This is a genomic window from Haloplanus ruber, from assembly GCF_024494725.1.
In the GTDB taxonomy this organism is placed as follows: Archaea; Halobacteriota; Halobacteria; order Halobacteriales; family Haloferacaceae; genus Haloplanus; species Haloplanus ruber.
The window spans coordinates 134,206-158,285 of record NZ_JANHDK010000004.1 but is presented as its reverse complement, the minus strand read 5'-3'; the positions used below and the strand labels follow the sequence as shown (position 1 = coordinate 158,285).

Genomic DNA, 24,080 nt, shown 5'->3' with positions numbered 1-24,080 from the left:
TGTGCGGCGACTACTTGCGTCGCTGTTCCCGGAGATCCTCGGCTCGAAGTTCCCCTTTCGCATGCCACGTCCGCGGCCGACACGCGATGAGGAGCGCGGTGAGGTAGAAGAGTCCGACAGTCGCGAGCACCACGGTACCCGAAATCATGCCGATTGCTGCACTCTCTATCCACGGCTCAGGAGAGAATGCTGTAATACGGACGAGCCACGCAGCGAACAGTATTCCAAATAGGGGAAGATATATGCGCCGAAGCCGGTGAGCGATTGCCTCTTCAGCACTGATTTTGATGGTCGGTGTTCGATAATCTTCGCTGAGCTTTTCTCGCCAATTTGGATCAACGACGCCAGCTGATGGATCAAGCCCGTACGCCCACACGTTCTCTTGGAGAATCCGAACCCGAGTACGCCAGATTTCGTACCCGCGGTAGCGACGTGCTTCCACCACGAGGAAGACCGAAAGAGTCGCGACACCGATAAGAAGAATGTAGTGGGGGTTGTCAGGGCTGGAGAATGCCCATGTGATAATCGCGGCCATGACGATAACGGCCCAGTTTGTCGTCCGGTCGAGACGCTCTCGCCACAGCTTCATCCGATGGATCTCGCCGCGATACAGGTGCGCCATCGCGGAACTGGGCCCCATCTCTTCGTCCAGTAATCCTTCACCGACATCTCGATACTCGGGATCGGTCGGGTCTACATCCTCTGAGGCAGGTCCAGTCATCGATGGTAAGTGGAAGTGAGCATATTATCTGTCTATATGGCGCTAGGCTTCCGGCAGTTCGTTGAGGACGCGTTCAAACCGCTCCCGCACGTCTGCTGCGATTGAGTCTAGTTCAGAGTTCTCGGCTACGGAAAGCACGACTTCGGGATCGACTGCGCTCACGCCGGTTTCGCCATCGTCGGTCTCGTACACAACGATGTTACAGGGAAGAAGCGTCCCCAACTGTAGTTCTTCTTCGAGGGCCTGATGCGCGAGCGGCGGGTTGCACGCACCGAGGATTCGATACTGACGAAACTCTTCGTCCAGTTTCTCCTTGAGCGTCTGTTGGACGTCGATGTCACAGAGAACTCCGAATCCCTCCTCGGACAGTGTATTCATCGTCTGATCGATTACCTCATCGAACTCGCCATCAACATGCTTATCCAGAGTATAGGGCATACTATCCAATATAATCACCTTGCTAATAGGTATTGCGCCTGACCGGTAACGGAGAAAAGATGGCTACTGCGAATGGGCTCGGTGGGGAATGTATGGTCACCGCTTCAGACCGTTTGAGCGGTCTGGATAGTCCCAGTAGTCTCGGATTGCCAGCCGTTGATTCCTCCGATCATTCGCTTTGCATTGAAGCCGTGTTCACGAAGTCGGGACGCAGCAATCGCGGCATTTGACCCACTGAAACAGACCACGGCAATCTCCTGGTCATCAGGCAGCTCTACTGCTGAGACGTCCAGCCCAATGAAGTTCTTTCCTTTGAGTTGATCGTAAACCGGGAGATTGTAACTCCCATCGATGTGTTCTTCCTCGAAACTGTATGCTGGCCGAATGTCAAGGATGAACACGTCGTCAGGGCGGGACTTCACTTCTTCCGGAGAGATTATAGTATTGGTTAATACAAGCAAGACTACACAATACTAATTCATAAATTTCACGCATAGGGCTCGACCATACGCTTGCCTGGGCCTACGACTGGAACCGAAGAAACTTCAGAATTAGATGAGGAGCTGGATGTCGGCGTCGGCCATATCTTGGATGGCCGTTGCGGCACCGACACCTGTCGTCACGCCGTCGTAGAAGTCGTCCTCGTCGTAGTCCATTAGGTCGATGGTCATCTGACACGCTTGGAATTCGACGCCCATCTCGAGCGACGTGTCGATCAGTTCCTCGATCGTAGCCGTGTCGTTGTCCTCGATCTTCTTTTCCATCATCTTCGTCGTCACGCGGTCCATCCCAGGGAGCGCAGCGATGGCATTCGGGACCGGCATGTTGGGGTTGCCGACCGAACTCAACTGCAAGTTCTTGGAGCGTTCCTCGTGGAGGATGTCGAGCCCCCAGAACGTGTGGAAGACCGTCACCTCATAGCCGAACGCTGCTGCCGTACTCGCGAGGATAAGTGGCGGGTACGCCATGTCTAACGTTCCCTTCGTGGCGATGATGCTCATCTTCTTGCCGTCGTCCTCGGTGGTGGCCTCCTCGAGCGCGTTTTCGAGTTCGTCGACACGTGTGGCCAGTTCTGCACGCGAGGGTGCGTCGTCGGGTGACGCGTCGGGAGTGTCTGCACTCATCGTCATTCGGTCTTGCGCACGTAGTGCGTGTACACGCCGTCGCCCTCCTGTTGATCGACCAGTTCGACGCCGTCAGTCGTGTCGGCCCAGCCGCCCAGGTCGCTCATGCTACCTGGATCAGTCGCAAGGACCTCGAGGATCTCGCCTTCAGCGAGCTGGTCGATACTCTGCTTCGTCTTGACGACCGGCATCGGACAGTTTTCGCCCTTTACGTCGAGAGTCTCAGTGGCTTCGTACTGCGTCATGGTATTGACTTCATTACCCAATATTGGTCGACAGTAGAAAAGTATATCGGTAGTAGTTCGTATATTCAGCAATACCCTATACGCGAGTTATTAAGAATCATGCCCGATTCATGGTTAAAAAGCGATACTGTCCCCAATAGTGTTGCATAGTGAATGCACTACTATACAAAGCCTTATTTGTGAGCAGTAGGTAGATGAGGATGACGATGACCGAAAAGGAAGAGTCCAACTCGGACGCAACGGTCGCATCGACGACGCCGACGGAACTCAAGGAGCGAATCGACAGCGGCGAGGAGGTACTCATCCTCGACGTGCGTTCGGAGAGTGACTTCGAAGAGTGGCATATCGACGCTGAGAACGTCGAGATCGTGAATTACCCGTACTTCCAGCTGCTCGACGGGATTCCAGAAGATCTCGATGCCGAGCTCCCTGACGACCAGCGCATTACGGTTCTCTGTGCGAAGGGTGGATCGAGTGAACTCGTTGCCGAATATCTCGAGGAGGACGGCTACGACGTAGATCACCTCGCCCGTGGTATGAAGGGGTGGGCGCGCATCTACGAGTATCAGGAGTTCGACGTGGCTGCCGACGCCACAATCGCCCAGTACCGGCGGCCGTCCAGTGGCTGTCTTGCCTACCTCGTCGCTTCGGACGGTGAGGCGGCCGTTATTGACCCACTTCGGGCGTTCACCGACGAATACGAGCAGGACGCACGCGTCATCGGTGCCGACCTTGTGTACGCGCTCGATACACACATCCACGCCGACCACATCTCCGGTGTCCGCGACCTCGCCGACGAGACAGCCGCGACCGCCGTGCTTCCCGAGGCGGCCGTCGAGCGCGGTGTCGAGTACGACCAACCCTACGAGACCGTCACGGATACTGACACGCTCCCTCTCGGCAATACGGAGATCGAGGTCATCTCGACACCCGGTCATACGAGCGGAATGACCACGTACAAAGTCGGTAACGTCCTGTTCACCGGTGACGGTCTCTTTACCGAGAGCGTGGCTCGCCCGGACCTCGAGGACCCTGAGGCTGCGAAGGATGCAGCTCGGACGCTCTACGAAAGCCTCCAGGAGCAAGTTCTGACGCTTCCCGAGGATACGATCGTCGCGCCCGCTCACTTCAGTGACTCGGCGACCTCGAACGACGATGGAACCTATACAGCGGAACTAAGGGACCTAGTTGAGCGGATGGATGCACTCACTATGGACGAGGACGAGTTCGTCGAGTTCATCGTCGCTGATATGCCGCCGCAGCCAGCGAACTACGAGGACATCATCGCGACGAACCTCGGCCAGCAGACTCCTGACGACGAAGAAGCGTTCGAGCTGGAGCTTGGTCCGAACAACTGTGCCGCGAGCGAAGAGGCGTTGACGAACTAACGATGGAGACACTCGTCCCACTACTCGCAGTCAGCGATTTCTTCCCGCGAGGTATACTGCCGTACCTCCTCGGCGGGTTGCTCGTCGGGCTCGGCGCGGCGGTTATCTATCTCGCGACCGGGATCATTGCGGGTGCGAGTACGTTCCTTGAGTCGACGCTCTCGTACGTCTCGGATGTCGACCGGTTCAACCGGTTCAAGTACGTTCAGTCACGGAACTGGCGGGTCGTGTTCACGCTCGGCATCGTCAGTGGCGCCGCCATCTGGGGACTCGTGCTCGCCCCCGATCCAACGATCTGGACGACTGATGTCCAGTGGTGGCGGCTGCTCGGCGGCGGTATCTTGGTAGGCGTCGGGACTCGTCTTGGGAAGGGCTGTACGTCCGGGCACGGCGTCTGTGGCGTCGGCTCGCTCTCGAACACGTCGCTCGTGAACGTCGCGACTTTCATGGTGTTCGCCATCGGAACCGCGCAACTCGTCCAAGCACTGGGGGTATCACCATGAGCAATGAGACTCAAAGCCCGTGGTTCCTCCCCGTCATCTACGTCGGGGGACTAATCTTCGGCCTTGGGCTGGCCATCAGCGGGATGGCTCGTCCGGAAGTCGTGCTGGACTTCCTCCAATTCGAGGACTTCGGCCTCCTGTTCGTCATGGGAGGAGCGGCCGCCGTTACGGGTGTCACGTTCGCTGTTGCGACGCGATATCTTAACCGCGCGCCGCTCACTGCTAGCGAGTACACCCGGCGTGTGAAAGAGTTCGACCGGAACGTCGTCGTTGGCGGCGTGATCTTCGGTGTCGGATGGGGGCTCTCTGGAATCTGTCCCGGCGCGGCCTACGCCAGCTTCGGGGTCGGCAACTACCCCATTCTCTGGGCAATCGCGGGGATGTTCCTCGGCGCATACGCCCAAGGGCATGTCCGTTCGCTCATAGGCGGCAATACTGGAGGCAGCTAACCCAATGGTTTCGCCCCCTCACAGAATCGACGCAGGTCAGTAATATTGTGTAATAATGGAATTACAAAACAGGATTAAGGAGATCGCATAACATGTTCGGACTCGAGAGTATGAGCGGTTCAGCACAGGCTGTCGCCACCGTGGGACTTGTCCTTGCGGAGGCTATCGCCCTGTACGCCGTGTACGGTGTGCTCAGTAGTACGGTCGGATCAGCTGTGATCGACGCTATCGGGGGTGCCTAAAGATGGCCATCTTCGGCATGAGCCTCGTGATGGTCGCGGTCTTCATTGGGTTCGGGCTACTCATCGGGACCCTTTTCGGGTTTTTCGGGATGGGTGGGTCGTTCCTCGTGACGCCCGCGTTGCTCGTCATGGGCTATCCATCGACGGTAGCTGTAGGGAGCGGCCTCGCGTTCGTCTTCGGGACGAGCGTTATCGGTGCGCTGCGCCACCGTGACCACGGGCAGGTCGATTACAAGCTCGCGGTAATCATGACGGTCGCGATGACGCTTGGCATCGAGGGTGGGAAGAGTGTCGTGTTCTTCCTGGAGGCCACTGGGATGGCTGATCTCCTCATCAACGTCGCCTACGTCGGACTTCTCGCCGCGGTCGGGTTGCTCACGCTACGGGACGCATGGTCCGATGCTGAGACCACCGAAGCCAGTAATGACCTTGCAGATCGAGTCCAGTCGATCCACATTCCGCCGATGGTGACGCTACGTGGTGGTGTCCGCGTCTCTGCGACGATAATCTTCGGGATTGGGCTCGTTATTGGGGTCCTCTCAGGATTCCTCGGCGTTGGCGGTGGGTTCCTCCTGATGCCGGCGATGATGTACGGACTCGGTGTCCCTGCCGCTATCGCGGTCGGAACTGACATCCTCCAGATCACGATTTCGGGAGCGTTCGGCGCGTTCACGTACGCACGGTCTGGATCTGTTGCGGTACCTGTCGTCGCCTTCTTGCTCATCGGAAGTGCGCTCGGCGCACGCATCGGGGCAGGGGCGACGAATCTTGTCGATGAAGACGAAATCAAGGGATACTTCGCTGCGATGCTGCTCGCCGGGAGCGTTGCAGTCGCCTCGAATAAGATAGGGGCGGTTTACGGTATTGACTTTCTCAATACAGTGAGTACCGTACTCATCTTCGGGGCTGCGCTCCTCGTCAGCAGCGCTGTTGTCCTCGCTGCTATCTGTCGACTCCGGAACGACGAGACTGGAATGTGGTGTCGACTCACCACGTCATAGATCGGTACAGTATTGTGCCAACTAAACAAACACTTTTGAGGCTGTATCTCCTATCTACCGTTAGTAATGGCTAACTCAATGAGCGAGATGCTCCGGAAAGACATGCAGTGTGAGGGGCTGCTGGAGTGTTTCCACGATCTCAAGGAGATTGATAAGGACATCTTCCAGCTGCTTCAAGACCATCAGGAACCACTCACCGTCGACGAAATCGCGGAACAGATTGACCGTGAACGGTCAACCGCGTATCGTAGCGTTCAGCGCCTGCTCCAGGCTGGCTTCATCCAGAAGGAACAGGTGAACTATGAACAGGGTGGCTACTACCACGTCTACCACCCACGCGATGCTGAGGAGATCACGAACGAGATGCAGCGAACGCTCAATGACTGGTACGCGAAAATGGGGCAGCTCATCGGTGAGTTCGAAGAGAAATACGAGAACGAACCGCAGCCTGCCGCATCGGCTGAGAGCTAGTTCGACGTTTCACAATTGAGTTATAGCCCTGTGATGGGTGAGAATACCTAGGACGAGTGACTCAATTTTAGGTAGTGTGAACCATCAAAACCCGGGCATCTCGCTCTAACAGTTACCAAACTGCCTTTCGGAAGAACGAGACGATTCGGTACAGGACTGTATTTCGCTCGTACTGTCGCCACCCTGTATATCCTCCAGTAAGCGTCGTAGCAGTATACCCTTCTTCCTCGAGGCACTCAGTCGCTTTTCGCGCAACAATCCCAGCCTTGCATACCGTTATAATTTCCGTGTCATCTGGAATCGCGTTCAGATACTGATCGAGCGCCTCGATATTTCCTCGTTGGAGATCGTGGTATACTGGTGCGTTGTAGCTTTCCGGAATATGGTCCTCTTGGTATTGCTGTTCTGGACGGACGTCGAGGATGAACATCTCGCCATTAGACCGACGCTCGTCCAATCGCGATGGTCCAATTCTACTCATCGTAGACGCCCACCAGGAGGAATGTTTCCGGTCGTGTTGCTCGGAAGTCGATCTCGAACCCGGCATCGCGAAGCGCTGACGTTACCTCATCGGTGGTGAAGCGTTCTTCCAGTGGCGGGCCATCTTCGCCGGTGCCGTCCGCTGACCAATCGCCGATTACGAGACGGCCGTCGGAAGCGAGAGCGCGTGCAAGTTCGGAAAGTGCCTGAGCACTCGCGAACTCATGATATGTCATCGTCGAGACTGCCTTATCCAGTTCGCCTGACTTGAAGGGAAGATTATCGACGCCAGACGTGACGAGTTCCGTATTCTTCGGAACACCCTTTTTACGGTAGTAATCATGCATATCTTCCTGAATATCAACTGCATAGACCTGATCCACGTGAGGTGCGACGGTATCTGTGTAGAAGCCAGTTCCACTACCCAGATCAGCGACTGTCTCGGATGCTGTCGGATCAAGTGCCCAGAGAAGCTCTTCTCGCGAGATGTACCGATAGCGTGTCGCAGCATCCTCTAGCTTTTTCGCTTTGGCGGCGTCGAATGTGTGATACCCCATGAGTGTATAGTAATGTGCGTAGTGTGAAATAATTGGCGACCCAAATATTGTCTCGTTTGTTTCTTTGGAGTATTGAGATCACCTGAAAATACTAATTGATCGCAGATAAGCGCATATTGGTGGTATCCGTGATCTACTATCCAACACATTTATATCCCATTGAGCGAGTAGTATTGGACATAATGGGAAATACTGCTGTCGGGGCGTCCGAAGTTGCCCGCCGTATCGCTGAAGACGGCGCTGAGGACATATTCGTCCTTGACGTCCGCAACAAGGATGCCCACGAGGAATGGCAAATTCCGGGTAGCACGAACATCCCGATCTACGACGAACTCCTCGAGTACGACTACTCGGGGCTCGAGGCACATCTCGATGATCTTCCGGAGAATGAGGAGATTGCCGTCGTCTGTGTCGGAGGCGTTACGTCTGCCCGTGCTGCTGAATTTCTCTGTGACCACGGATTCGATGCGAAATCCATCCTCAACGGCATGAACGCTTGGGGGCGTGTCCACCGCGAATACGATGTTACTAGCACTGATGGCCTCCTTCAGATTGTCCGCCCCGGAACCGGCTGTGTGTCCTATCTCGCACACGATGGTGACGAAGCCGTCGTGGTCGACCCGACTCAGTGCATTGATGAGTACCTGAACGTCACGGACGACAACGACCTCAACATCATCGGGGTCGCTGACACACACGCGCACGCCGACCACATCTCCGGCGCCCGCCGTCTCGCTGGCGAACTCGACATTCCCTACTACCTCCATCCCGAGGATGCAGGCGAACTCGAAGAGGTCACCGAAATCGTCGATGGAGACACCATTTCCGTCGGCGACCGAGCGCTCAATGTGCTACACACGCCCGGCCACACGCCTGGGAGCGTTTCGTTCCGATTCGGCGACGCACTTCTCTCTGGAGACACGCTGTTCCTGCGGAGCGTCGGCCGGCCTGATCTTGAGAACAGTTCCGAAGAGGCCATTCGAGAGGCATCCAGCCAGCTGTTCGACAGTCTCACCACGCTAACCGACCTCTCAGACGAGACCGTTGTCCTCCCTGGCCACTTCAGTGATGAGGACGTCCGACCGCTTGCGACGGCACTCGGCGATCTTCAGGCAGAGACGACGAACGTACTCCTGAGTTACGTTGAAGACGGCGACGAGGAGACGTTCGTCGAGACTATCCTCGCGAGTCTCTCGGACGAGCCTGCGAACTACAACTAGATCAAGCAAATCAACTGGGGCAAAGAACAGCCCGGTAGCGATGTCGAGGCGCTCGAACTTGGGCCCAACAACTGCGCGGCGAACTAATGCCGCGTAATTTCGTGGCAAGGGAGCTCCACTCCTACCACGAATTTCCGGAGTTCCACCGAACCTCCAGCGCGTCAAGCGAACGAACGTGGGACAAGAATCGGTCCCAGCCGACGAACTGGCCGAGCTGGAACTAGGTCCCAATAACTGCGCCGTTGAGCAATCCATGAGCACGGAACTCGCACACAAACAGGGCATCCGTGAGCACCTCAGGCAGCTCTCACTGCACGTCCTGCTCGTGTTCGCCACCGGATTGACCATCGGATCTGAGCGGGCGGTCGTCCCGGTTCTGGGTCGCGACGTGCTCGGTGTCGAGTCGCTCCTCGTCATCGGCTCGTTCGTCGTTTCGTTCGGATTCGTCAAAGCACTCTTCAATCTCTATGCCGGCAAATGGGGCGTGAATACGGCCGCAAGCCCGTACTCATCTTCAGATGGGCAACCGCACTTCCGCTCCCGATCATCCTCATCTTTGCGCCGAATTGGGGCTGGATTACCCTCGGGAACGTCCTGCTGGGGATTAATCAGGCGCTGACCTGGAGTATGGCGATCAACGCCAAGATCGATATTGCGGGCCCCTCACAGCGAGGCTTAGCCGTCGGTATTGACGAGGCGCTCGGGTACAGCGGTGTCGCCGTCGGTGCCTGGGTTACGGGCGTCATCGCGGCCCGGACGAGCCTCCGACCCGAACCGTTCTACTTCCTCGCCGCCGTCGTCGTGCTGGCGTTTCTCATCTCCATCTTCCTAATCAAGGAAACCGTCCAGCTCGCAGAGATAGAAATCGATGACGACGGGCACCATGACGCGAATCTTCCGTTCGTCGAGGTGCTAAAGCGGGCGACCTACGGCGACAAGACACTATTCGCCGCGGCACAGGCGGGTCATATCGAGAAGTTCGTCGACACGCTGTTTTGGCTTGCCGTCCCGCTGTATCTCACCAGTCAGGGACTCGGAATTGCGGCCATTGGATTCGTCGTGGCCGTCCACAGCGCGATGTACTTCCTCCAGATTGCGACCGGTGGACTCGCTGACCGCATCGGACGCCGACCGCCGGTTCTTGCCGGGATGTTCCTCGCCGGCATGGGCGTCCTCAGGATGGTTCTCGTCGACGGGTATCTCCCGTGGGTCGTGCTCTCTGGGGTGTCGGGTCTCGGGATGGCATTACTCTACCCGAATCTAATGACAGCCCCGGGCGATGCGGCCCACCCGACATGGCGCGCGACCGGGATGGGCGTCTATCGGATGTGGCGTGACTCTGGCTATGGCGTCGGCGCGATCCTGATTGGACTCACGATGGAGTTCGTGAGTGCCGAGGCTGCGTTCTACGCGACTGCACTCCTGATGTTCGTATCGGGGACAATCGTGTACGTCTGGATGGAGGAGACCCATCCTAACTTCGGGACCCACGAACCACCAGCACCCGCGACCGAAACTCTGCCGGACACAGGAACTTGTGATTAACACTAGGACTCTGTAGTTTTCGTTGAGAGGACCCTGGCAGTGGTGTCATATTTCACTCCTCCCAGAGGCGCGTTGGTCGGCAACGCTGTCCCACTCGTGCTTGATGCGCGGCCAGTTCGAAGAGGCGAGTCACGCAAGGAAATCGTCGAGGATCTGCTCGACTCAGCAGAGAGTCTTGTCCACGTCGATAACGTACTGATGGACCGGGAGTTCGACAGCCAGCACGTCCTGGAGATGCTCAGCCAGCGTGGTCTATCGTATGTCGTTCCCAAGCGGATGCAGACCAGCGAGAAAGCCCAGGCCAAGCGGTTGCTCCAACGAGACCGGGATCGATACGAGACCGACCGTAAACTCCATCTGGGCAAGAACGAATGGCACGAGACGACGCTGATCTACCGTCGGAAAGAGGACTCCGAGCACGATGATCACCGGCAGTACTCGGTATTCATGACGAATTGAGAGAGTGGACACCTCACGGAGTACGGCCACCGCTGGGAGATCGAGAGCGGTACAAATCGATTAAGCGGTTCATGGCTGCGACGATCTCGAAAGATTTCGGGCTCAGGTTCTTTTACTTCGCATTCGCCCGTCTCCTCTACTCAATCTGGCGGGCTGTCGATCTACTCGTCCAAGCCGAGTTGACTGGCGAGTATGAGCACTCACCGGTGATTACATCGGACAACACACTGACGCTGCTGAAGAAGGAAACTGGAATCGGGTAGTGAGGAACTCTGTTCGGGTTAGCGTGCCGTCTGAGTGGCTACGCTGCTGGAAGTCTCGAAAATTTGCCCATATAGTTGAGTGTATGACAAGAATGGCCGCTTGGAGGGCCATCTGGGGCAGTACCCGCTGACCGAATCGGTCAAATTCACGCATCACAGCCCTTCTAAACCCGCTGTAGTCTCAACTTCCACGGTCACGCGTTCCCTGTGATAGACCTCATAGTCCGAGGGAGGGGATCAAAACTGCCCTAGAGAAATGGAATGATCGGGAGGAAAATGGGAGAAATGGGCTGAGGAAGAGGGTATGGATGTGGAGTTTGTTTTCTGGGGGCATTCAGAACTTCTAACATTTCTTAGCCAAGATAAACACAAAGGTAGGATCTATTTCTGATTTAATTCAGACCATCTTACTGACACTAAGCTCCAGGATCAGATGGATGTGTCTATTTCTAATGCCAAAGACCGCTATAGTCCAGAACTTCACGTAGATACCGGTAATGCGAATATTTTTGAACCTCTAGGAAGGACGCCGACATTCGAGGAGAAGGTGAATGAATTACTTGATGATTTGAACGAGAAGGCCAGTAAGCTGTTTACGGAAAGACGGGTTGAAGTCTTGGAGGAAGTCGATAAAGACGCCACGCTAAACCTTCGTCAGGCAATAGAAAACCTACCCGATCTGCTTGAGGATATTGAACAAATTTCTGAGGATATTCCATTAACGGAGCTACGTGAAAACGGGGAGAAAGCAGAGAATGCAATACGAGAATTAGCACCGCAGCTCCGAGCACTCAAGGAAGAAACAGATGAAGAGAAGAGTGAGACAGAAGGCCTGGGGAGGTCAGCAATGTATGATCTCAGGCAACTTCGAGGCGCCGTTGCCGATTTGAGGGGGTATCTCGACAGCAATGATCTTCAAGCTGCTGAAGATTCTGTTTTGAAGGTGCTCGGGGATGCGGGTGTAGGAAAAACCCATCTCCTTTGCAACGTTGCTAAGAATAGGATGGAAGATGGCTATCCAACGGTTCTTCTCCTTGCTGAGAACTTCAGAGACCGAGATATCTGGGCTCAGATGATTGAGCGACTTGGTCTATGATTGTACGCCTGAGGAGTTCTTGGGAGCGTTGGATTCGTTCGGCGAGTCTCGCGGTGTTCGATCACTATTGATGGTTGATGCACTGAATGAAAGCTCTGACCCCAGAATGTGGAATCGGCGGTTACCAGGGATTCTGAATAAATTGGATAACTACCCGCATATCGGATTGTGCGTTAGCTGTCGAACCGGTTATGAAGACCTCATCTTCCCCGATAGTGTGACCGACTCACCGATACTATAGAAGGACTCGAACGACGATTCCGGGGTTATTCCACAGGAATACCCAGAAAGATATCCCCCGCTTTATCCGACGGGAGGGCCAGATCCCGCTGTCTGCGATCTACTTGGATTTGACCTCTTCTTTCGCTTCTGTCGGGTGATTCACTCGGGCGGGATACTGTCACTGTCACTGTCACCCGTCTCGCCGTTGACTATCAGCATTGGCGTCGTCACCGACCGCAGTAGACTCTCGGCAACGCTGCCTCGCAGGAGTCGGTCGGACCCGCGTCGGCGGTGTGACCACATTACTACCAGATCGACATCGGCGGTCGTTACAAACGCGCGGAGCTGCGAGACGGGGAGACCGCTCTTCAGGTGCGTCTCGAACTCGATTCCCGCAGTCTTCAACGGTGTCTTCGCCGACGTGAGGAGGTCCTCACCGCGTTCTTCCAGCGTCGCCTCGACGTCGGACCGCACGGGGCCTAGATCATACGCTGACGCAAGTAGACGACGGTCGACGACGTGAAACAGGTGGAGCGTCGCGTCGAACTGTTCTGCGAAGTTGATCGCTATCTGCGGGACAGCACGACTCTCCCTCTCACCGGCGATCGGGACGAGGATGTCGTCGTAGGACATCGAGTGCTCGCTGGCCTGCGTCGCCAGCACAGGACCGGTCGCGGTTCGAAGCACAGTCTCGGCGACACTCCCGAAGAGGTACCGCGGCAGGCCTGTCCGTCCGCGCGTGCCCATCGCGACGAGGTCGATGTCGTGGGTCTCGACATACGACAGAATCGTCTCCGCTGGATTACCGTACTCGACGGTCGTCTGAATCGGCACTTCTGCCTCGTCGGCGATTCGCTTGGCCACCCGAAGGGCCTCCGCCCCGAGCGACTCGGTCTCGATCGCTTGGTCGGTGCGGTCTTCGAGGAATCCGAGCAGCCGCGGCGATACGACGTGTAAGGCGTGGACTGTTGCACCGCAGACCTCCGCAATCCGCACCGCGTGTCTCGTTGCCTGCTCCGCTGCATCGCTCCCGTCGGTCGCAACGAGGATACTATCGGCTGTAGTAATGGAGTTCTCCGCTTCTTCGCTTGGCTCTTCGGTCGTCGTCATGTCTATACGACTCCATCGGCGAGCAATTCGTGCGAACGGAGCGCGTCCTCGTGATCCGCGACGGTGTGTTGGATCATCACCTCGTTGACGCCGACGCGCTCAGTAAGTTGTTCCAAGAGCCCGACAAGTGTATCGGGGCTTCCGGAAATCGAACGCGGCCACTCGTTCGCATCCAGCGTCGCCGGTGTTGGTTCGGGTACGCCACCGAGTTCCTTGACCGCTTCCTCCACAGACGGTCGTGTACCGACGACGCCACGTTGCATCCGCTTGTAGGTCGCTTCGGCTACCGAGCGAAGTCGTGCCGCCTCGTGATCGGTCTCCGCACACACTGCATTTACTGCGACTATCCCCTGTGGCTCGTCCACACCGCCAGCGAGGGATGATGACTGGAAGTGCTGACGGTACTCCTTGAACGAGCGTGTGGCCAGTTGCGGTCGGATGAACGCGGCGAAACAATACGGAAGTCCTAGCTCACCGGCGATAGTCGCGCTGGAGGGACTCGAACCAAGCACCCACGGATCAGGGACACTCCGACCTGACCTCGGAATCATCAGATCGCTGTAGGGGTGGTCGTCGGGATAGGCGTCGTAGAGGTGATTGACCACAGCCTTGATCTTCTCTGTATGGTCCTCATCAGGATTCTGGACGTGGCGATCCGTGCCGAGTGCGCGATCAGCGGCAGGCGATCCGTTCGCCCGTCCGAGTCCAGCGTCGATACGATCCGGAGCGAGTGCACTGAGGACGCCGAACTGTTCAGCGACTTTGAACGGACTGTAGTGGTTGAGTAATACTGCCCCTGATCCGAGTCGGATCGAATTCGTTTCGGCAGCGAGATGCCCGAGCAACACCTCGGGAGCCACTCCAGCGATGGAGTTCGCCATGCCGTGGTGTTCAGCAACCCAGAACCGCGAGTAGCCGAGTTTTTCGGCCTGTTTGGCGGTCTCAATGGTGTTGGCGTACGCATTACTCGCTGTCCCGTCGTTTGGCACGGGAGACAGGTCGACGACGGAGAGATCCATACTCGAGTTCGGCGGCGATGCGAGTTAACGGTTTGGTTAGTCTAACTTCTTTCGATGCCGTTTTGACGTTCCTTCTACGAGGCGACTTAGAGAGTATTCATCAATATTTCCCGTATACAGCTTAGAAACCGCTCTAATTGAAAATCTTTTTTGTGCTAACCAAGTAATTAGCTAGTGTCAGAGGCACTCCTCCTCACTCTTTTTCTCGCCCAATAGAGACTCTTCGACCCAATAGACTCGATCCTACGTGAGATACATCGACGAGCAGGCCGCCCCCTCTTAGATAGTTCATTCCGGCGATATTTTGTCTCCGATCCAGAGGAGTCCCAGTGCGGGGAGAACGGGTAGGATCATGAGAACTATCGGCGCAGCGATTAGATAGCCAAGTACACTCATTTGTGTGTTTGACCGATCCGTTCGGGAGCGATTTACTGAGCTCGTCATGCATACCACTCTCTTCTCCTTCACCAAAAACTAACTGTTCGATAAGTAATTGATAGATGGATTCACGCTCTTTGTGCGAATATTTGCGTTTGAGAGTGTCCTCACACTGAATAAATAGTTAGCAATTCGGCGGACGTCCACCACAGTACTACCGGTGAAGTGCGGAGAAAGTGCTTGATGCGGGGAAAGCAGGTGAGACTCAGACTCTCTGGAACCTCCATTCCAACCGCCAACTCGACAACCCCTACCGCAACATCGCATCGACGTACTCACGCGCCGTTTGCCGTGCTGTTTCGAGTGATTCGAGATCGTCCAACACCACTGCCCGTGTCCGGCCCCCGTCGACGATCGTCATCAGTGAGCGGGTTACGTAATCGGCATCGACGTCGTTGAACACGCCTTCGTCGATTCCGTGATTGACGACTGCCTTCAGCATATACCGGATATACTCGTCGTTCTGCTTGAACCGTTCACTGAACGCTTCCTTGTACGGAGCCTGACTTCGCATTTCCAACAGTGCAACGGAGAGGTCAGGGTTCTCTTGGGGCTTGACGAGAAGTTCATCTAGCAGCAATTCCAACCGTTCCTCCGGATCGGTTGTCTCGACATCGTGTATCGAATCGACGAACTGTTCTAGGAGGTAATCGAGGAAGGTTGCAAGAAGTTCCTCCTTCGTGTCGTAATAGTAGTGTACAGCAGCCGTAGATTTTCCGTATTCGTCTGCAATCCGTTGTATCGTGAGATCGGCGTACCCGTGTTTGCGAAGGGCCCGGTACGTTGCCTCCATGATCGCCTCGTCAGATTCTGAGAAGGTTCGATTCGATGGATCAACCATTAGGCGGTGGTTCTATCTATGGCTGGATAACGATTATGACCCTACGAGGGGCGTCCTTTTTGATTACTGGACAATCAGCGGGGATATTGTCTCACAGCGTGCTCTATAATTCTCTTCTGTGATCTATTAGTACTCCCGAAAGACCTTTGACTAACCAGTTAGTAAGTTAGAGTAGCAGCCGAAATGGACGAGGACACAGCTACTGAAATTCTGGAGGCAACGTATCGGGCTCTCTGCCGGTACGGGTACGCCGAACTCACTCTCGAGAACATCGCTGAGGAGGCGGACCGGAGCAAGGGAATCATACACTACCACTACGACAACAAAGAGAATCTCTTCGTCGAATTGCTCGACTTTCTATACGAGCGATACACGACTCAGCTTCCGTCAGTTGAGGGAGGCACACCGCGTGCACAACTCTCTGCGCTTCTCGATGTGGTCCTCACTGACGAGGAAACCACTCCGGATCAGGAAATTCGAACCGCACTGCTCGAAGTGAAAGCGCAAGCGCCGTACAACGACGCCATCCAGACACGGCTCACCAACTTCGATGAGGTACTCTTCGAGCGGATACAGGATATCATCGCTGCAGGCGTCGAAATAGGAGAGTTCGACACGACAGTCGAGCCAGCCGTCGCTGCCGAATTTCTCGTGACGATCATCACGGGTGCCCATACGCGGTGTGTAGCCGTCGAGTGTTCATCCGAGCAACTTCACGAGACGATCACACGGTACGTTGAAAAACACCTGATCGCAGAGGAACTCTCGGAGGCACCCCACTAATGGGAGTTCGAAGTCACATTCGCTCCCTATTCAGGGGACCCGAGGAATTCGACCTGACATCCGGCAGCATCGGGAAACCGCTGTTCTTCCTCTCGATGCCGATCGTCGTGACGAACCTTTTCCAGACGGCGTACAACCTCGCAGACACGTTCTGGCTCGGCCAATACAGCACGGACGCTCTGGCGGCGATCAGCTTCGCGTTCCCGATGGTCTTCCTGCTCATCTCACTCGGGATGGGCATCTCCGTCGCCGGCAGCGTCCTCGTCGCTCAATTTACCGGGGCAGACGAGGAACGTGAAGCCGAGTACGCCGCCTCGCAGACGGTCACGTTCGCCGTCATCGTCTCGGTCGTCCTCGGCGTCGTGGGCTACTTCAACGTCGAGATGTTTCTCGGCCTATTGGGCGCATCGCAGGACGTCCTGCCGATGGCAACCAGCTATATGGAGGTCATCTCGCTGGGGCTGCTGTTCATGTTCGGTTTCTTCGTGTTCGTTGCGCTCATGCGCGGGTACGGCGACACGATCACGCCGATGCTCGTCATGTTCGGGTCGGTCGTGCTCAACATCATCATCGACCCGTTCCTCATCTTCGGGTGGACGGTGGTCGAGAATGCGCCGGTCGTCGGGACGCTCGCCTTCCCCGAACTCGGGATTCAGGGCGCCGCTATCGCGACGGTATTCTCGCGTGGACTTGCCCTGGTCGTCGGGCTGGCGATCATGTTCCGCGGGAACCGGGGCGTCCAGATTCACCTCCGGGACATGGTGCCGGATCTCTCGTATCTCCGTCGGCTCGGTCGTATTGGCCTGCCGGCGTCGATCGAAGGCACAGGTCGGGCGCTCTCGATGAACCTATTGTTGATCATCGTCGCGCTCTTCCCGGACACAGTAGTCGCTGCCTACGGGATCGGGACGCGCGTGTTCTCTGTTATCTTCCTGCCAGCCATCGCCGTCGCCCGTGGGGTGGAGACGATGACCGGCCAGAACATGGGGGCCAACAAACCGGACCGAGCGGAACAAGCGGCAGGGCTCGCAGCGAAGGTGCTCTTTGGCGTGCTCACTGCCGCGGGCATCCTCGTCTGGGTGACTGCAGCACCGATCGCCGATCTGTTCACGACGAACCCAGAGGTCGTCGAGATCACCACTCAGTTCATCCGGTACGTCGCACTAACCTTCGGGTTTATCGGAATCATGCGAGCCTACACGGGCAGCTTCCGGGGTGCTGGAAAGACGCTCACTGCCGCAGCCATCTCCGTGCTGATGCTCGGTGTCATCCGCTTCCCGATTGCGTGGGTCGCTGCCGGATCGCTCGGAGAACCCGGCATCTGGCTGTCGTTCGCCATCTCGAACGTCGCGGGGGCAATCATCGCCTTCGCATGGTATCGACGCGGGACGTGGCGTGAGACGACTCTCACGGACTCTCGAGTTGACCTCAACAAGGTCACCACTGAAACCCCAGCAGACGGTGATTGAGGGACGTAACCATCTAGAGACAGTACATCAGTCGAAGATCACCGCATAATTCAGCCGCGTTCTCAGCGACGCGGATGACCGAAGGGGTGCGTCTCGTGAATGAGCCTCGAATGAGGACATTCGGCCGCCGTCGATCACGACGGACGGCGCACGATCGATTCTCCAACGGCTCTCGGGGGCCGCGGAGATCGACATTGACCATCCGAAACACGATTATCGCACGCCGTGAAGAGAACGTCAACAGCGTCGATATCGGCGAAACACGAGTGACTGGAGGCGTTAATCGTCGTCGAGTTCGGAACCCGCGTCTCCTTCGGCGAAGATCCGCCGGGAGATGATCGTTCCGTCGGAGATAGAATCAGGTTCGTCACGGCGGACGAAGCGTTTCTTGAGAACGTCGTAGGCGAACAGACTCGCACCGACGATAATGAGGATGTCGCCCGGCAGGCGTGCCCAGAAGAGCCACTGCACGATGTCGCGGCTGTAGAACGCGAGCGAGCGGCCGGCGTCGTAGTTTGCCGTGAAGACGGTCTCTAGCTGGAGGAAACCGACGGGGACGTCGCCGATGAAGACCATCCACGCGAGCCCGGCGTTCAATATCCAGAACGCACGCTTGAGGTTCGTCTGATCCCACTTCCCGGCTTTGGTAGTGAACTGGAGGGCGTAGACTGCCATCCCGAGTGCGAGGAAGCCGAACGCGCCGAACATCGCGCCGTGTGCGTGCCCGACCGTGAGGAACGTGCCGTGCTCGTAGTAGTTCACCAGCGGGAGGTTGATGAAGAACCCGAGGACGCCACCGCCGACGAAGTTCCAGAACCCGGAGGCGATAATGAACATGAACGCCAGCCGATACGGGAAGTCCTTGCCTGCCCCCATCATCGCCCGGTACTCGTGAAGGGCTTCGTAGAGGATGAAGATCAACGGGATGAACTCCAGCGTGGAGAAGACACTCCCGATAGGGATCCAGTAGTCGGCCATACCAACCCACCAGTAGTGGTGGGAAACGCCGATGACGCCTGCTCCCATCACGAACAGCGCCTCGAACATGACGGCTTTCTCCGCGCTGCGACGTTTGAGGAGGTTCATTGAGACGAGGGAGATACCGATGATGGCGACGACGAAGAACTCGAAGGCGCCCTCGACCCACATGTGGACGACCCACCAGCGCCAGAACTCCGTCACCGGCATCGTAGTCTGCGGTGTGTACAGCATGCTCGCGGAGAAGAGCAGCGCGATGGACCCGCCCGCGTAGAGAATCATATGGGCGAGTCCGTATCGCTCCTCCCGGTCGAGCAGGGGTTTGAAGCCCCGTGCGACGAGAGCTGCCCAGAAAATGAACCCAGCGAGCAGACCGGCCTGCCAGAGGCGTCCCACTTCGAGATACTCGAGGCCCTCGTTGCCGATGATCCACCAGAGTGCGCCATCGATGTAGCCCTGGGCACCGAGCCAGATACCTACTAATCCGCCGCCGACGACGACGACCAGTGCCCCCAGCAAGACGTGAATGTACCGTTTCTGATTCTTCGGCTCGTGCCCGGTGAGCAGCGGCGGGAGGAAGAGGCCAACGCCGAGCCAGAGGGTGGCGATCCAGAGGATCGCGAGGTCGATGTGCCAGGCTTTCGTGATCGCGAAGGGGAGGGTCGCCATCGCGTCGACGCCGAGGGCTTCCGCGATGCCGTAGAAGCCCTCCCTCTCAATGTAGTAGTGCGCCATCAGCCCCCCGAGAAGCGTCTGGACGACGAAGAGCACGGCCGCCACTGGGACGAACCGAATTGCAGCGAACTGGCTCGGGTAGAGGTCGATCTCGTTAGGATGGGGGACGTCGACGCCCTTCGTGTCCGGTTCCGGGAGTTCGGCGGAGTTGTACAGCCAGATGCCAGCGCCACCCCCGCCGACGAGGAGCACCATCGCGATGACGCTCCACGTCAGCGAGGACGTCGTGGGCGTATTCCCGGCGCCAGGGTTGTACGGCCACTCGTTCGTCCAGGAGACGTCGCTGTTCGGCCGGTCGATCGACGAGAACAGTGCCGTCCATAGTGCGAAGTCCGCGAACCGCTGGGCGTCCGAGCGTGTTTCGATGAACTGTTCTGGGACGCCGTGTTCGGCGGCACCGCCGTAGTACCGCTCGACGTATGATTGCTGTACCTGTTCGTAGGCGTACGACTCCGCGGCGGTGAGCTCGAGAGTGGTCCCTAGCTCGCCCTCCTGAAGCTGGCGCGAGACGACAGAGTTCACGGCCGCTTGCTCCGGTTCGGGAAGGTCTGCGTACGGCGTGTCGTAGCGTTCCTGGGCGACGTACACGCGCATGTTCGAAACCAGTCGTTCCTGGGCGTCGGCCGTGTAATCCGGGCCGAAGTACGCGCCGTTCCCGAGGATCGACCCGTGGTTCATCAGGCCGTTCTGCTGGAACGCAGCCTTTCCTTCGACGATCTGTTCATTCGTCGTGATCACCTCGCCGTCGGGGCCGACGATGCGCTCCGGGCGGTCGGGCGATTCCTGGTACGCGAAGTACGCCCCCGACCCCATCACGATTAGATTGAAGACAAACGCCAGGAGGAGTAACTTTGCAAGGGTTTTCCTGCGGACTTCCATGTGTTACACTCCCACACTTTCGCTACATAATGGTGGTGCTGAAAAAGAAAGGTTGTGAGCGCCACGCGTCGCTTATTATACTGCGGTAGAATTCTATCACCGTTCTCCTGCTACGATTTCATAATGTATTACTATCCAGACAACCCTCCGATCGATATGGAGTTTGACCTACCGAGAGCGGGCGGAATTCTTGTTGCAATAATCGCAATCGGGGTCGGGGGGCTGGTCGCCAGCGGCGTCATGGCAACTCAGACGGTACTTATGATGGTGCTCCCATCGATGGTGATCTTCGCAGCGGTCGCGTTCTGGCTCGGAATGAAATACGGCGGGTATCGTGCCCTGCAGTAAGTCATCCGGTGAGATGATATTCCAGGATAGCTATGGTCTCCAGTATCGACGTTCCTGAGCAGTAAGAGGATGATTTGTTGTTCGCCGACTCTGTTACAATTCTGGGAAGGTGATACAACTGGGGCGCAGTGGCGGTCAATACAGTGCGTGTCGGCACCGATAGCAAACGGATAGTATAGCTAACTCTGTCTTGTCTGATGGATAGCAGAAGCTATAGACTGACTGGATAGGTAGGCGTAGCTGTGATGTCGTGGTATATACTCATACTCGCAGGCCTGTTCGAGATCGGCTGGGCAGTCGGACTTGAATATTCGGACGGACTCACGAAACCAGTGCCAACGGTCGGCACTGTTGTCGCCCTCGTCATCAGTATGGTACTGTTGGCACAAGCAGTCAAAGACCTCCCAATCGGGACAGCATATGCTGTCTGGACAGGTATCGGTGCAGTCGGGACGGCCACGCTTGGAATCATTCTCTTTGATGAACCCGCCACTCTCGCCCGCATATCATTCATCGGTGTGATTGTCGTCGGGATCGTTGGTCTACACGCTGTTTCGGGCGGCCACTAAGCAGCTAGTTATCATTATTTACACCTGAATCTACACGCATTGTAGTCAGTCTTCAACTCTCCTCTTGGATTTGACCACCCATAGCCATAAACGGATAGGCGGCGTATTTTCGCTGTATGACAAGTGAACGAGTAACCGAGCTCCTCCAGCGGGCGTATAGTGACGAGATCGAGACCGTGATGAACTACTTGACGAACTCCATTGTCCTCGACGGAGTCAGTGCCGAGGAGGTAAAACAGAGTCTCGAAGCCGATGTTCAGGAGGAACTTAATCACGCCCAATTGTTGGGCAACCGGCTCAAGCAACTCGACGAGCGCCCGCCCGCGTCAGCCGATTTCGAAGCGCGACAAGAAAGTCTTCAGCCGCCGGAGGACAGTACCGACGTCGTGTCGGTTATCGACGGCGTCTTAGACGCCGAAGAAGACGCCATCCAGATGTATCGCGACCTCATTACAGCCGCGACTGATGCCGGTGACCCAGTCACCGAAGATCTCGCCGTCACAATTCTAAGTGACGAAGAAGCCCACCGTACGGAGTTCCGTGGATTCAGACGCGAATACAAACAGGACTGAACAGACTACCGACAGACTCACGGTCCTTGGAGCGTTGTTAAACTCCAGATTTTGACTTTCTATGGAGAGAGGGTAAGCCCATCCTCAGCCACGATTACGTCGCCGTCAAATTCTGACTCGGCGTCTCGCCGCATCGATTCGAGATCACGGTACGGCATGATGTGCGTGAGAACGAGCGTCTGGACGCCAGCGTCCTGTGCGAGTTCTCCCGCGTCTGTGGCATCACAGTGATTGGCCGTCAGCGTCGATTGGTCCAAGTCCCGTTCTCCCTCGGCATACCGTTGCCAGACGAACTGGTCGTCCTCGTCCGGCACGCGGTCCTTATCGACCGGGGCAGTGTTACAGTCCTGAACGAGGACGTCCGCATCAGAAGCGAACTCTGCGAGCGACGGGATCTTCCGCGTGTCGCCGGAGAAGACGAACGATGAACCGGTTTCGTGTTCCTCGAAGCGGAATGCGTACGTCTCGATGGAATGTTCGACTGGGAGTGCGTCGACGTCCCAACCGTCCATCTCCTGACTGAACTCCTCTGTCACGAGTTCGGTTTCGATGTTCGAGATGCCATCTGTCGGGTAGATGTCTTTGCGGTACTCGATATCCTCCGCGTAGACGTCGTACAGCGCGTCGACGAGCCGATCGGTGCCGTCGGGTCCGTAGACGGTGAGCGATTCGCGGTCGCCCTCGGTCCAGCTCGTGAACGCGAAGTGGAAGAACGATGCGTTGTGATCTAGGTGGTGGTGAGTGAAGAACATCGTCTCGATCTCTCCAAATGGAATCCGCGCTTCCATGAGGCCGTAGACGGTGTTTGGCCCACAGTCAATCAGAACGCGTTCGTCTGCGATCTCGACGGCGATGCTCGTGCCACCACGCTCGGGAATTGGGATGGGACTTCCCGTACCGACGAGGGTGATTTCCATAGTCCTTCTACGGGACAAAGCCGTTTGTACGTTCGCACGGTCGCTCGGATCACAGGGTTCCTTTGACGGATAGGCACCACTGCTGTAGTGGGTCACGCTTCGCCGGGTCGGCCCCAGAAACTCGCAACCGGACCCGAGATGACGAGACTGAGGAGTCCGAACGCAACGATGATGGTGAGCACGCCTGGGTCGCGGAAACTCGTCGTGGCGATGAGCAACGCGATGGCAACGTTTCGCGCGGCGGTCGTCGTGGCGAGGACTTCTCGCGTGCCTTTACCCGGGCGACGAGGGCGTATCCGAGGAGTAACGCAGCGCCGACGACAGCGACCGAGATGAACAGTGTCCCGGTACCGACGAGTTGGCGCATTTCGCCGGCATAGACGAGCGTCAAGAGGATAATCAGGAGAACGAGCAAGACGGTCGAGAGTCGCTGGATCAGTGGATGCAATCGAGTTGCAACTGACTGAAAGCGCGCCTTGACGCCGAGGCCACCGATCAGGGGGATCAGCTGCGTCACGACGACGATTCGGGCGATTCCGAGCGGCTCAGCTGAGACATCGCCGGGCATGAGGAGTGCCACCGTAATTGGTATCGTCGCGACGGAGACGACACCCAGTACAGCCATCAGCCCGCTCGCGAACGCGACGTCGCTGTTCGAGATCTCGGCGAGTTTCGGACCAAAGGGTGCTCCCGGGGCCATGACGATCAACAGGAGTCCGACGACGTGACCGGTCTCCATCGGAACAGCAAGGACGAATGCGAACGTCAGCAGCGGAACGAGGACGAGATTCACGAGCAGTGATTTCGTCAGCAGCCACCGTTGTCCGAGTGATATGAGTATCTCGTCGGTCGTCAACACAAGCCCCATCGAAAGCATCGTCGCAAGCACGAAGACGACTGTCACAAAATCGATGACTGCGGTGACTGTTATCGGTCCCATTCGCCTACCACCGTATTTCGTGGGTTGGAGAGAAAAGTGGCCCGCACGTCGGTGGGCA

26 protein-coding genes and 4 pseudogenes are annotated in these 24,080 nt (G+C 56.9%); 16 read left to right on the top strand and 14 right to left on the bottom strand.

Going from position 1 to position 24,080, the window contains the following annotated elements:
• Nucleotides 1-10: 10 nt before the first annotated feature.
• The 5 genes from NO878_RS13720 to NO878_RS13700 all read right to left on the bottom strand — a co-directional run bounded on the left by NO878_RS13720 (nucleotide 11) and on the right by NO878_RS13700 (nucleotide 2,528).
• Complete coding sequence (locus NO878_RS13720; RefSeq protein WP_256406540.1) at nucleotides 11-721, bottom strand: DUF2270 domain-containing protein; 711 nt, start codon at nucleotides 719-721, stop codon at nucleotides 11-13.
• A gap of 42 nt (nucleotides 722-763) precedes the next feature.
• On the bottom strand, nucleotides 764-1,159 hold the full coding sequence (locus NO878_RS13715) for a DUF302 domain-containing protein (protein WP_256406539.1): 396 nt from the start codon (nucleotides 1,157-1,159) through the stop codon (nucleotides 764-766).
• Between the two features lie 104 nt (nucleotides 1,160-1,263).
• On the bottom strand, nucleotides 1,264-1,581 hold the full coding sequence (locus NO878_RS13710; protein ID WP_256406538.1) for a rhodanese-like domain-containing protein: 318 nt from the start codon (nucleotides 1,579-1,581) through the stop codon (nucleotides 1,264-1,266).
• A gap of 129 nt (nucleotides 1,582-1,710) precedes the next feature.
• A complete protein-coding gene (locus NO878_RS13705; RefSeq protein WP_256406537.1) occupies nucleotides 1,711-2,283 on the bottom strand; it encodes a DsrE/DsrF/DrsH-like family protein in 573 nt (190 codons plus the stop codon).
• Between the two features lie 2 nt (nucleotides 2,284-2,285).
• On the bottom strand, nucleotides 2,286-2,528 hold the full coding sequence (locus NO878_RS13700; protein ID WP_256406536.1) for a sulfurtransferase TusA family protein: 243 nt from the start codon (nucleotides 2,526-2,528) through the stop codon (nucleotides 2,286-2,288).
• Between the two features lie 206 nt (nucleotides 2,529-2,734).
• On the opposite strand from NO878_RS13700, the gene NO878_RS13695 reads away from it, so the two are divergent.
• From NO878_RS13695 to sta1, 6 genes are all read left to right on the top strand, one after another.
• The gene (locus NO878_RS13695) at nucleotides 2,735-3,916 is read left to right on the top strand and encodes an MBL fold metallo-hydrolase (protein WP_256406535.1); all 1,182 of its coding nucleotides are present in this window, start codon (nucleotides 2,735-2,737) and stop codon (nucleotides 3,914-3,916) included.
• 2 nt (nucleotides 3,917-3,918) lie between these two features.
• Nucleotides 3,919-4,419, top strand: a complete 501-nt coding sequence (locus tag NO878_RS13690; protein WP_256406534.1) for a YeeE/YedE family protein — start codon at nucleotides 3,919-3,921, stop codon at nucleotides 4,417-4,419.
• Complete coding sequence (locus tag NO878_RS13685; protein ID WP_256406533.1) at nucleotides 4,416-4,868, top strand: DUF6691 family protein; 453 nt, start codon at nucleotides 4,416-4,418, stop codon at nucleotides 4,866-4,868. The genes NO878_RS13690 and NO878_RS13685 overlap by 4 nt, the downstream gene beginning before the upstream one ends.
• A gap of 92 nt (nucleotides 4,869-4,960) precedes the next feature.
• Complete coding sequence (locus NO878_RS13680) at nucleotides 4,961-5,110, top strand: DUF7512 family protein (RefSeq protein WP_256406532.1); 150 nt, start codon at nucleotides 4,961-4,963, stop codon at nucleotides 5,108-5,110.
• Between the two features lie 17 nt (nucleotides 5,111-5,127).
• Nucleotides 5,128-6,111: a sulfite exporter TauE/SafE family protein gene (locus tag NO878_RS13675; RefSeq protein WP_424020094.1), complete on the top strand. Its 984-nt coding sequence runs from the start codon at nucleotides 5,128-5,130 to the stop codon at nucleotides 6,109-6,111.
• 66 nt (nucleotides 6,112-6,177) lie between these two features.
• Nucleotides 6,178-6,582, top strand: a complete 405-nt coding sequence (sta1, locus tag NO878_RS13670) for a Sta1 family transcriptional regulator (protein WP_256406530.1) — start codon at nucleotides 6,178-6,180, stop codon at nucleotides 6,580-6,582.
• A gap of 112 nt (nucleotides 6,583-6,694) precedes the next feature.
• Here sta1 and NO878_RS13665 read toward each other — a convergent pair whose 3' ends face one another.
• A complete protein-coding gene (locus NO878_RS13665) occupies nucleotides 6,695-7,063 on the bottom strand; it encodes a rhodanese-like domain-containing protein (protein WP_256406529.1) in 369 nt (122 codons plus the stop codon).
• A complete protein-coding gene (locus NO878_RS13660) occupies nucleotides 7,056-7,619 on the bottom strand; it encodes a class I SAM-dependent methyltransferase (RefSeq protein WP_256406528.1) in 564 nt (187 codons plus the stop codon). Before NO878_RS13660 ends, NO878_RS13665 begins: the two co-directional genes overlap by 8 nt.
• A 182-nt stretch (nucleotides 7,620-7,801) precedes the next feature.
• On the opposite strand from NO878_RS13660, the pseudogene NO878_RS13655 reads away from it, so the two are divergent.
• The 4 genes and pseudogenes from NO878_RS13655 (at nucleotide 7,802) to NO878_RS13640 (ending at nucleotide 12,202) form a co-directional block, all read left to right on the top strand.
• Nucleotides 7,802-8,926: pseudogene (locus tag NO878_RS13655) on the top strand (MBL fold metallo-hydrolase).
• A 166-nt stretch (nucleotides 8,927-9,092) separates the two neighbouring features.
• A pseudogene (locus tag NO878_RS13650) lies at nucleotides 9,093-10,384 on the top strand (MFS transporter).
• Between the two features lie 72 nt (nucleotides 10,385-10,456).
• A pseudogene (locus NO878_RS13645) lies at nucleotides 10,457-11,106 on the top strand (transposase); the annotation flags it as partial.
• Nucleotides 11,107-11,539: 433 nt separating this feature from the next.
• Complete coding sequence (locus NO878_RS13640) at nucleotides 11,540-12,202, top strand: hypothetical protein (RefSeq protein ID WP_256406526.1); 663 nt, start codon at nucleotides 11,540-11,542, stop codon at nucleotides 12,200-12,202.
• A 381-nt stretch (nucleotides 12,203-12,583) separates the two neighbouring features.
• Here NO878_RS13640 and NO878_RS13635 read toward each other — a convergent pair whose 3' ends face one another.
• The 4 genes from NO878_RS13635 to NO878_RS13625 all read right to left on the bottom strand — a co-directional run bounded on the left by NO878_RS13635 (nucleotide 12,584) and on the right by NO878_RS13625 (nucleotide 15,832).
• Nucleotides 12,584-13,534, bottom strand: coding sequence for a universal stress protein (locus NO878_RS13635; RefSeq protein ID WP_256406524.1), 951 nt, complete (start codon nucleotides 13,532-13,534; stop codon nucleotides 12,584-12,586).
• A 2-nt stretch (nucleotides 13,535-13,536) separates the two neighbouring features.
• Complete coding sequence (locus tag NO878_RS13630; protein WP_256406523.1) at nucleotides 13,537-14,553, bottom strand: LLM class flavin-dependent oxidoreductase; 1,017 nt, start codon at nucleotides 14,551-14,553, stop codon at nucleotides 13,537-13,539.
• Between the two features lie 288 nt (nucleotides 14,554-14,841).
• Nucleotides 14,842-14,997: a DUF7535 family protein gene (locus NO878_RS17315; protein ID WP_424020093.1), complete on the bottom strand. Its 156-nt coding sequence runs from the start codon at nucleotides 14,995-14,997 to the stop codon at nucleotides 14,842-14,844.
• 244 nt (nucleotides 14,998-15,241) lie between these two features.
• On the bottom strand, nucleotides 15,242-15,832 hold the full coding sequence (locus NO878_RS13625) for a TetR/AcrR family transcriptional regulator (RefSeq protein ID WP_256406522.1): 591 nt from the start codon (nucleotides 15,830-15,832) through the stop codon (nucleotides 15,242-15,244).
• Between the two features lie 183 nt (nucleotides 15,833-16,015).
• Here NO878_RS13625 and NO878_RS13620 point away from each other — a divergent pair, with 183 nt between their 5' ends.
• The 3 genes and pseudogenes from NO878_RS13620 to NO878_RS13610 form a co-directional block, all read left to right on the top strand.
• On the top strand, nucleotides 16,016-16,615 hold the full coding sequence (locus NO878_RS13620; RefSeq protein WP_256406521.1) for a TetR/AcrR family transcriptional regulator: 600 nt from the start codon (nucleotides 16,016-16,018) through the stop codon (nucleotides 16,613-16,615).
• Nucleotides 16,615-18,084 (top strand): MATE family efflux transporter, encoded by a 1,470-nt coding sequence (locus NO878_RS13615; protein WP_256406520.1) that lies wholly within the window; start codon nucleotides 16,615-16,617, stop codon nucleotides 18,082-18,084. Before NO878_RS13620 ends, NO878_RS13615 begins: the two co-directional genes overlap by 1 nt.
• Nucleotides 18,085-18,187: 103 nt before the next feature.
• A pseudogene (locus NO878_RS13610) lies at nucleotides 18,188-18,310 on the top strand (site-specific integrase); the annotation flags it as partial.
• 53 nt (nucleotides 18,311-18,363) lie between these two features.
• Here NO878_RS13610 and NO878_RS13605 read toward each other — a convergent pair.
• Nucleotides 18,364-20,676: a nitric-oxide reductase large subunit gene (locus NO878_RS13605; RefSeq protein ID WP_248898464.1), complete on the bottom strand. Its 2,313-nt coding sequence runs from the start codon at nucleotides 20,674-20,676 to the stop codon at nucleotides 18,364-18,366.
• 156 nt (nucleotides 20,677-20,832) lie between these two features.
• On the opposite strand from NO878_RS13605, the gene NO878_RS13600 reads away from it, so the two are divergent.
• The 3 genes from NO878_RS13600 (at nucleotide 20,833) to NO878_RS13590 (ending at nucleotide 22,165) form a co-directional block, all read left to right on the top strand.
• Nucleotides 20,833-21,024, top strand: a complete 192-nt coding sequence (locus tag NO878_RS13600) for a DUF7333 family protein (protein WP_248898465.1) — start codon at nucleotides 20,833-20,835, stop codon at nucleotides 21,022-21,024.
• Between the two features lie 245 nt (nucleotides 21,025-21,269).
• Entirely contained in the window at nucleotides 21,270-21,593 is a 324-nt protein-coding gene (sugE, locus tag NO878_RS13595; protein ID WP_256406519.1) for a quaternary ammonium compound efflux SMR transporter SugE, read from the top strand.
• A 116-nt stretch (nucleotides 21,594-21,709) separates the two neighbouring features.
• The gene (locus NO878_RS13590) at nucleotides 21,710-22,165 is read left to right on the top strand and encodes a ferritin-like domain-containing protein (protein ID WP_256406518.1); all 456 of its coding nucleotides are present in this window, start codon (nucleotides 21,710-21,712) and stop codon (nucleotides 22,163-22,165) included.
• Between the two features lie 59 nt (nucleotides 22,166-22,224).
• Here NO878_RS13590 and NO878_RS13585 read toward each other — a convergent pair whose 3' ends face one another.
• Nucleotides 22,225-23,082 carry an MBL fold metallo-hydrolase gene (locus NO878_RS13585; RefSeq protein ID WP_256406517.1) on the bottom strand — a complete coding sequence of 286 codons (858 nt, stop codon included), beginning with the start codon at nucleotides 23,080-23,082 and terminating at the stop codon, nucleotides 22,225-22,227.
• A gap of 49 nt (nucleotides 23,083-23,131) precedes the next feature.
• Nucleotides 23,132-23,938, bottom strand: coding sequence for a bile acid:sodium symporter (locus NO878_RS13580; RefSeq protein ID WP_379824236.1), 807 nt, complete (start codon nucleotides 23,936-23,938; stop codon nucleotides 23,132-23,134).
• Between the last annotated feature and the right edge of the window lie 142 nt (nucleotides 23,939-24,080).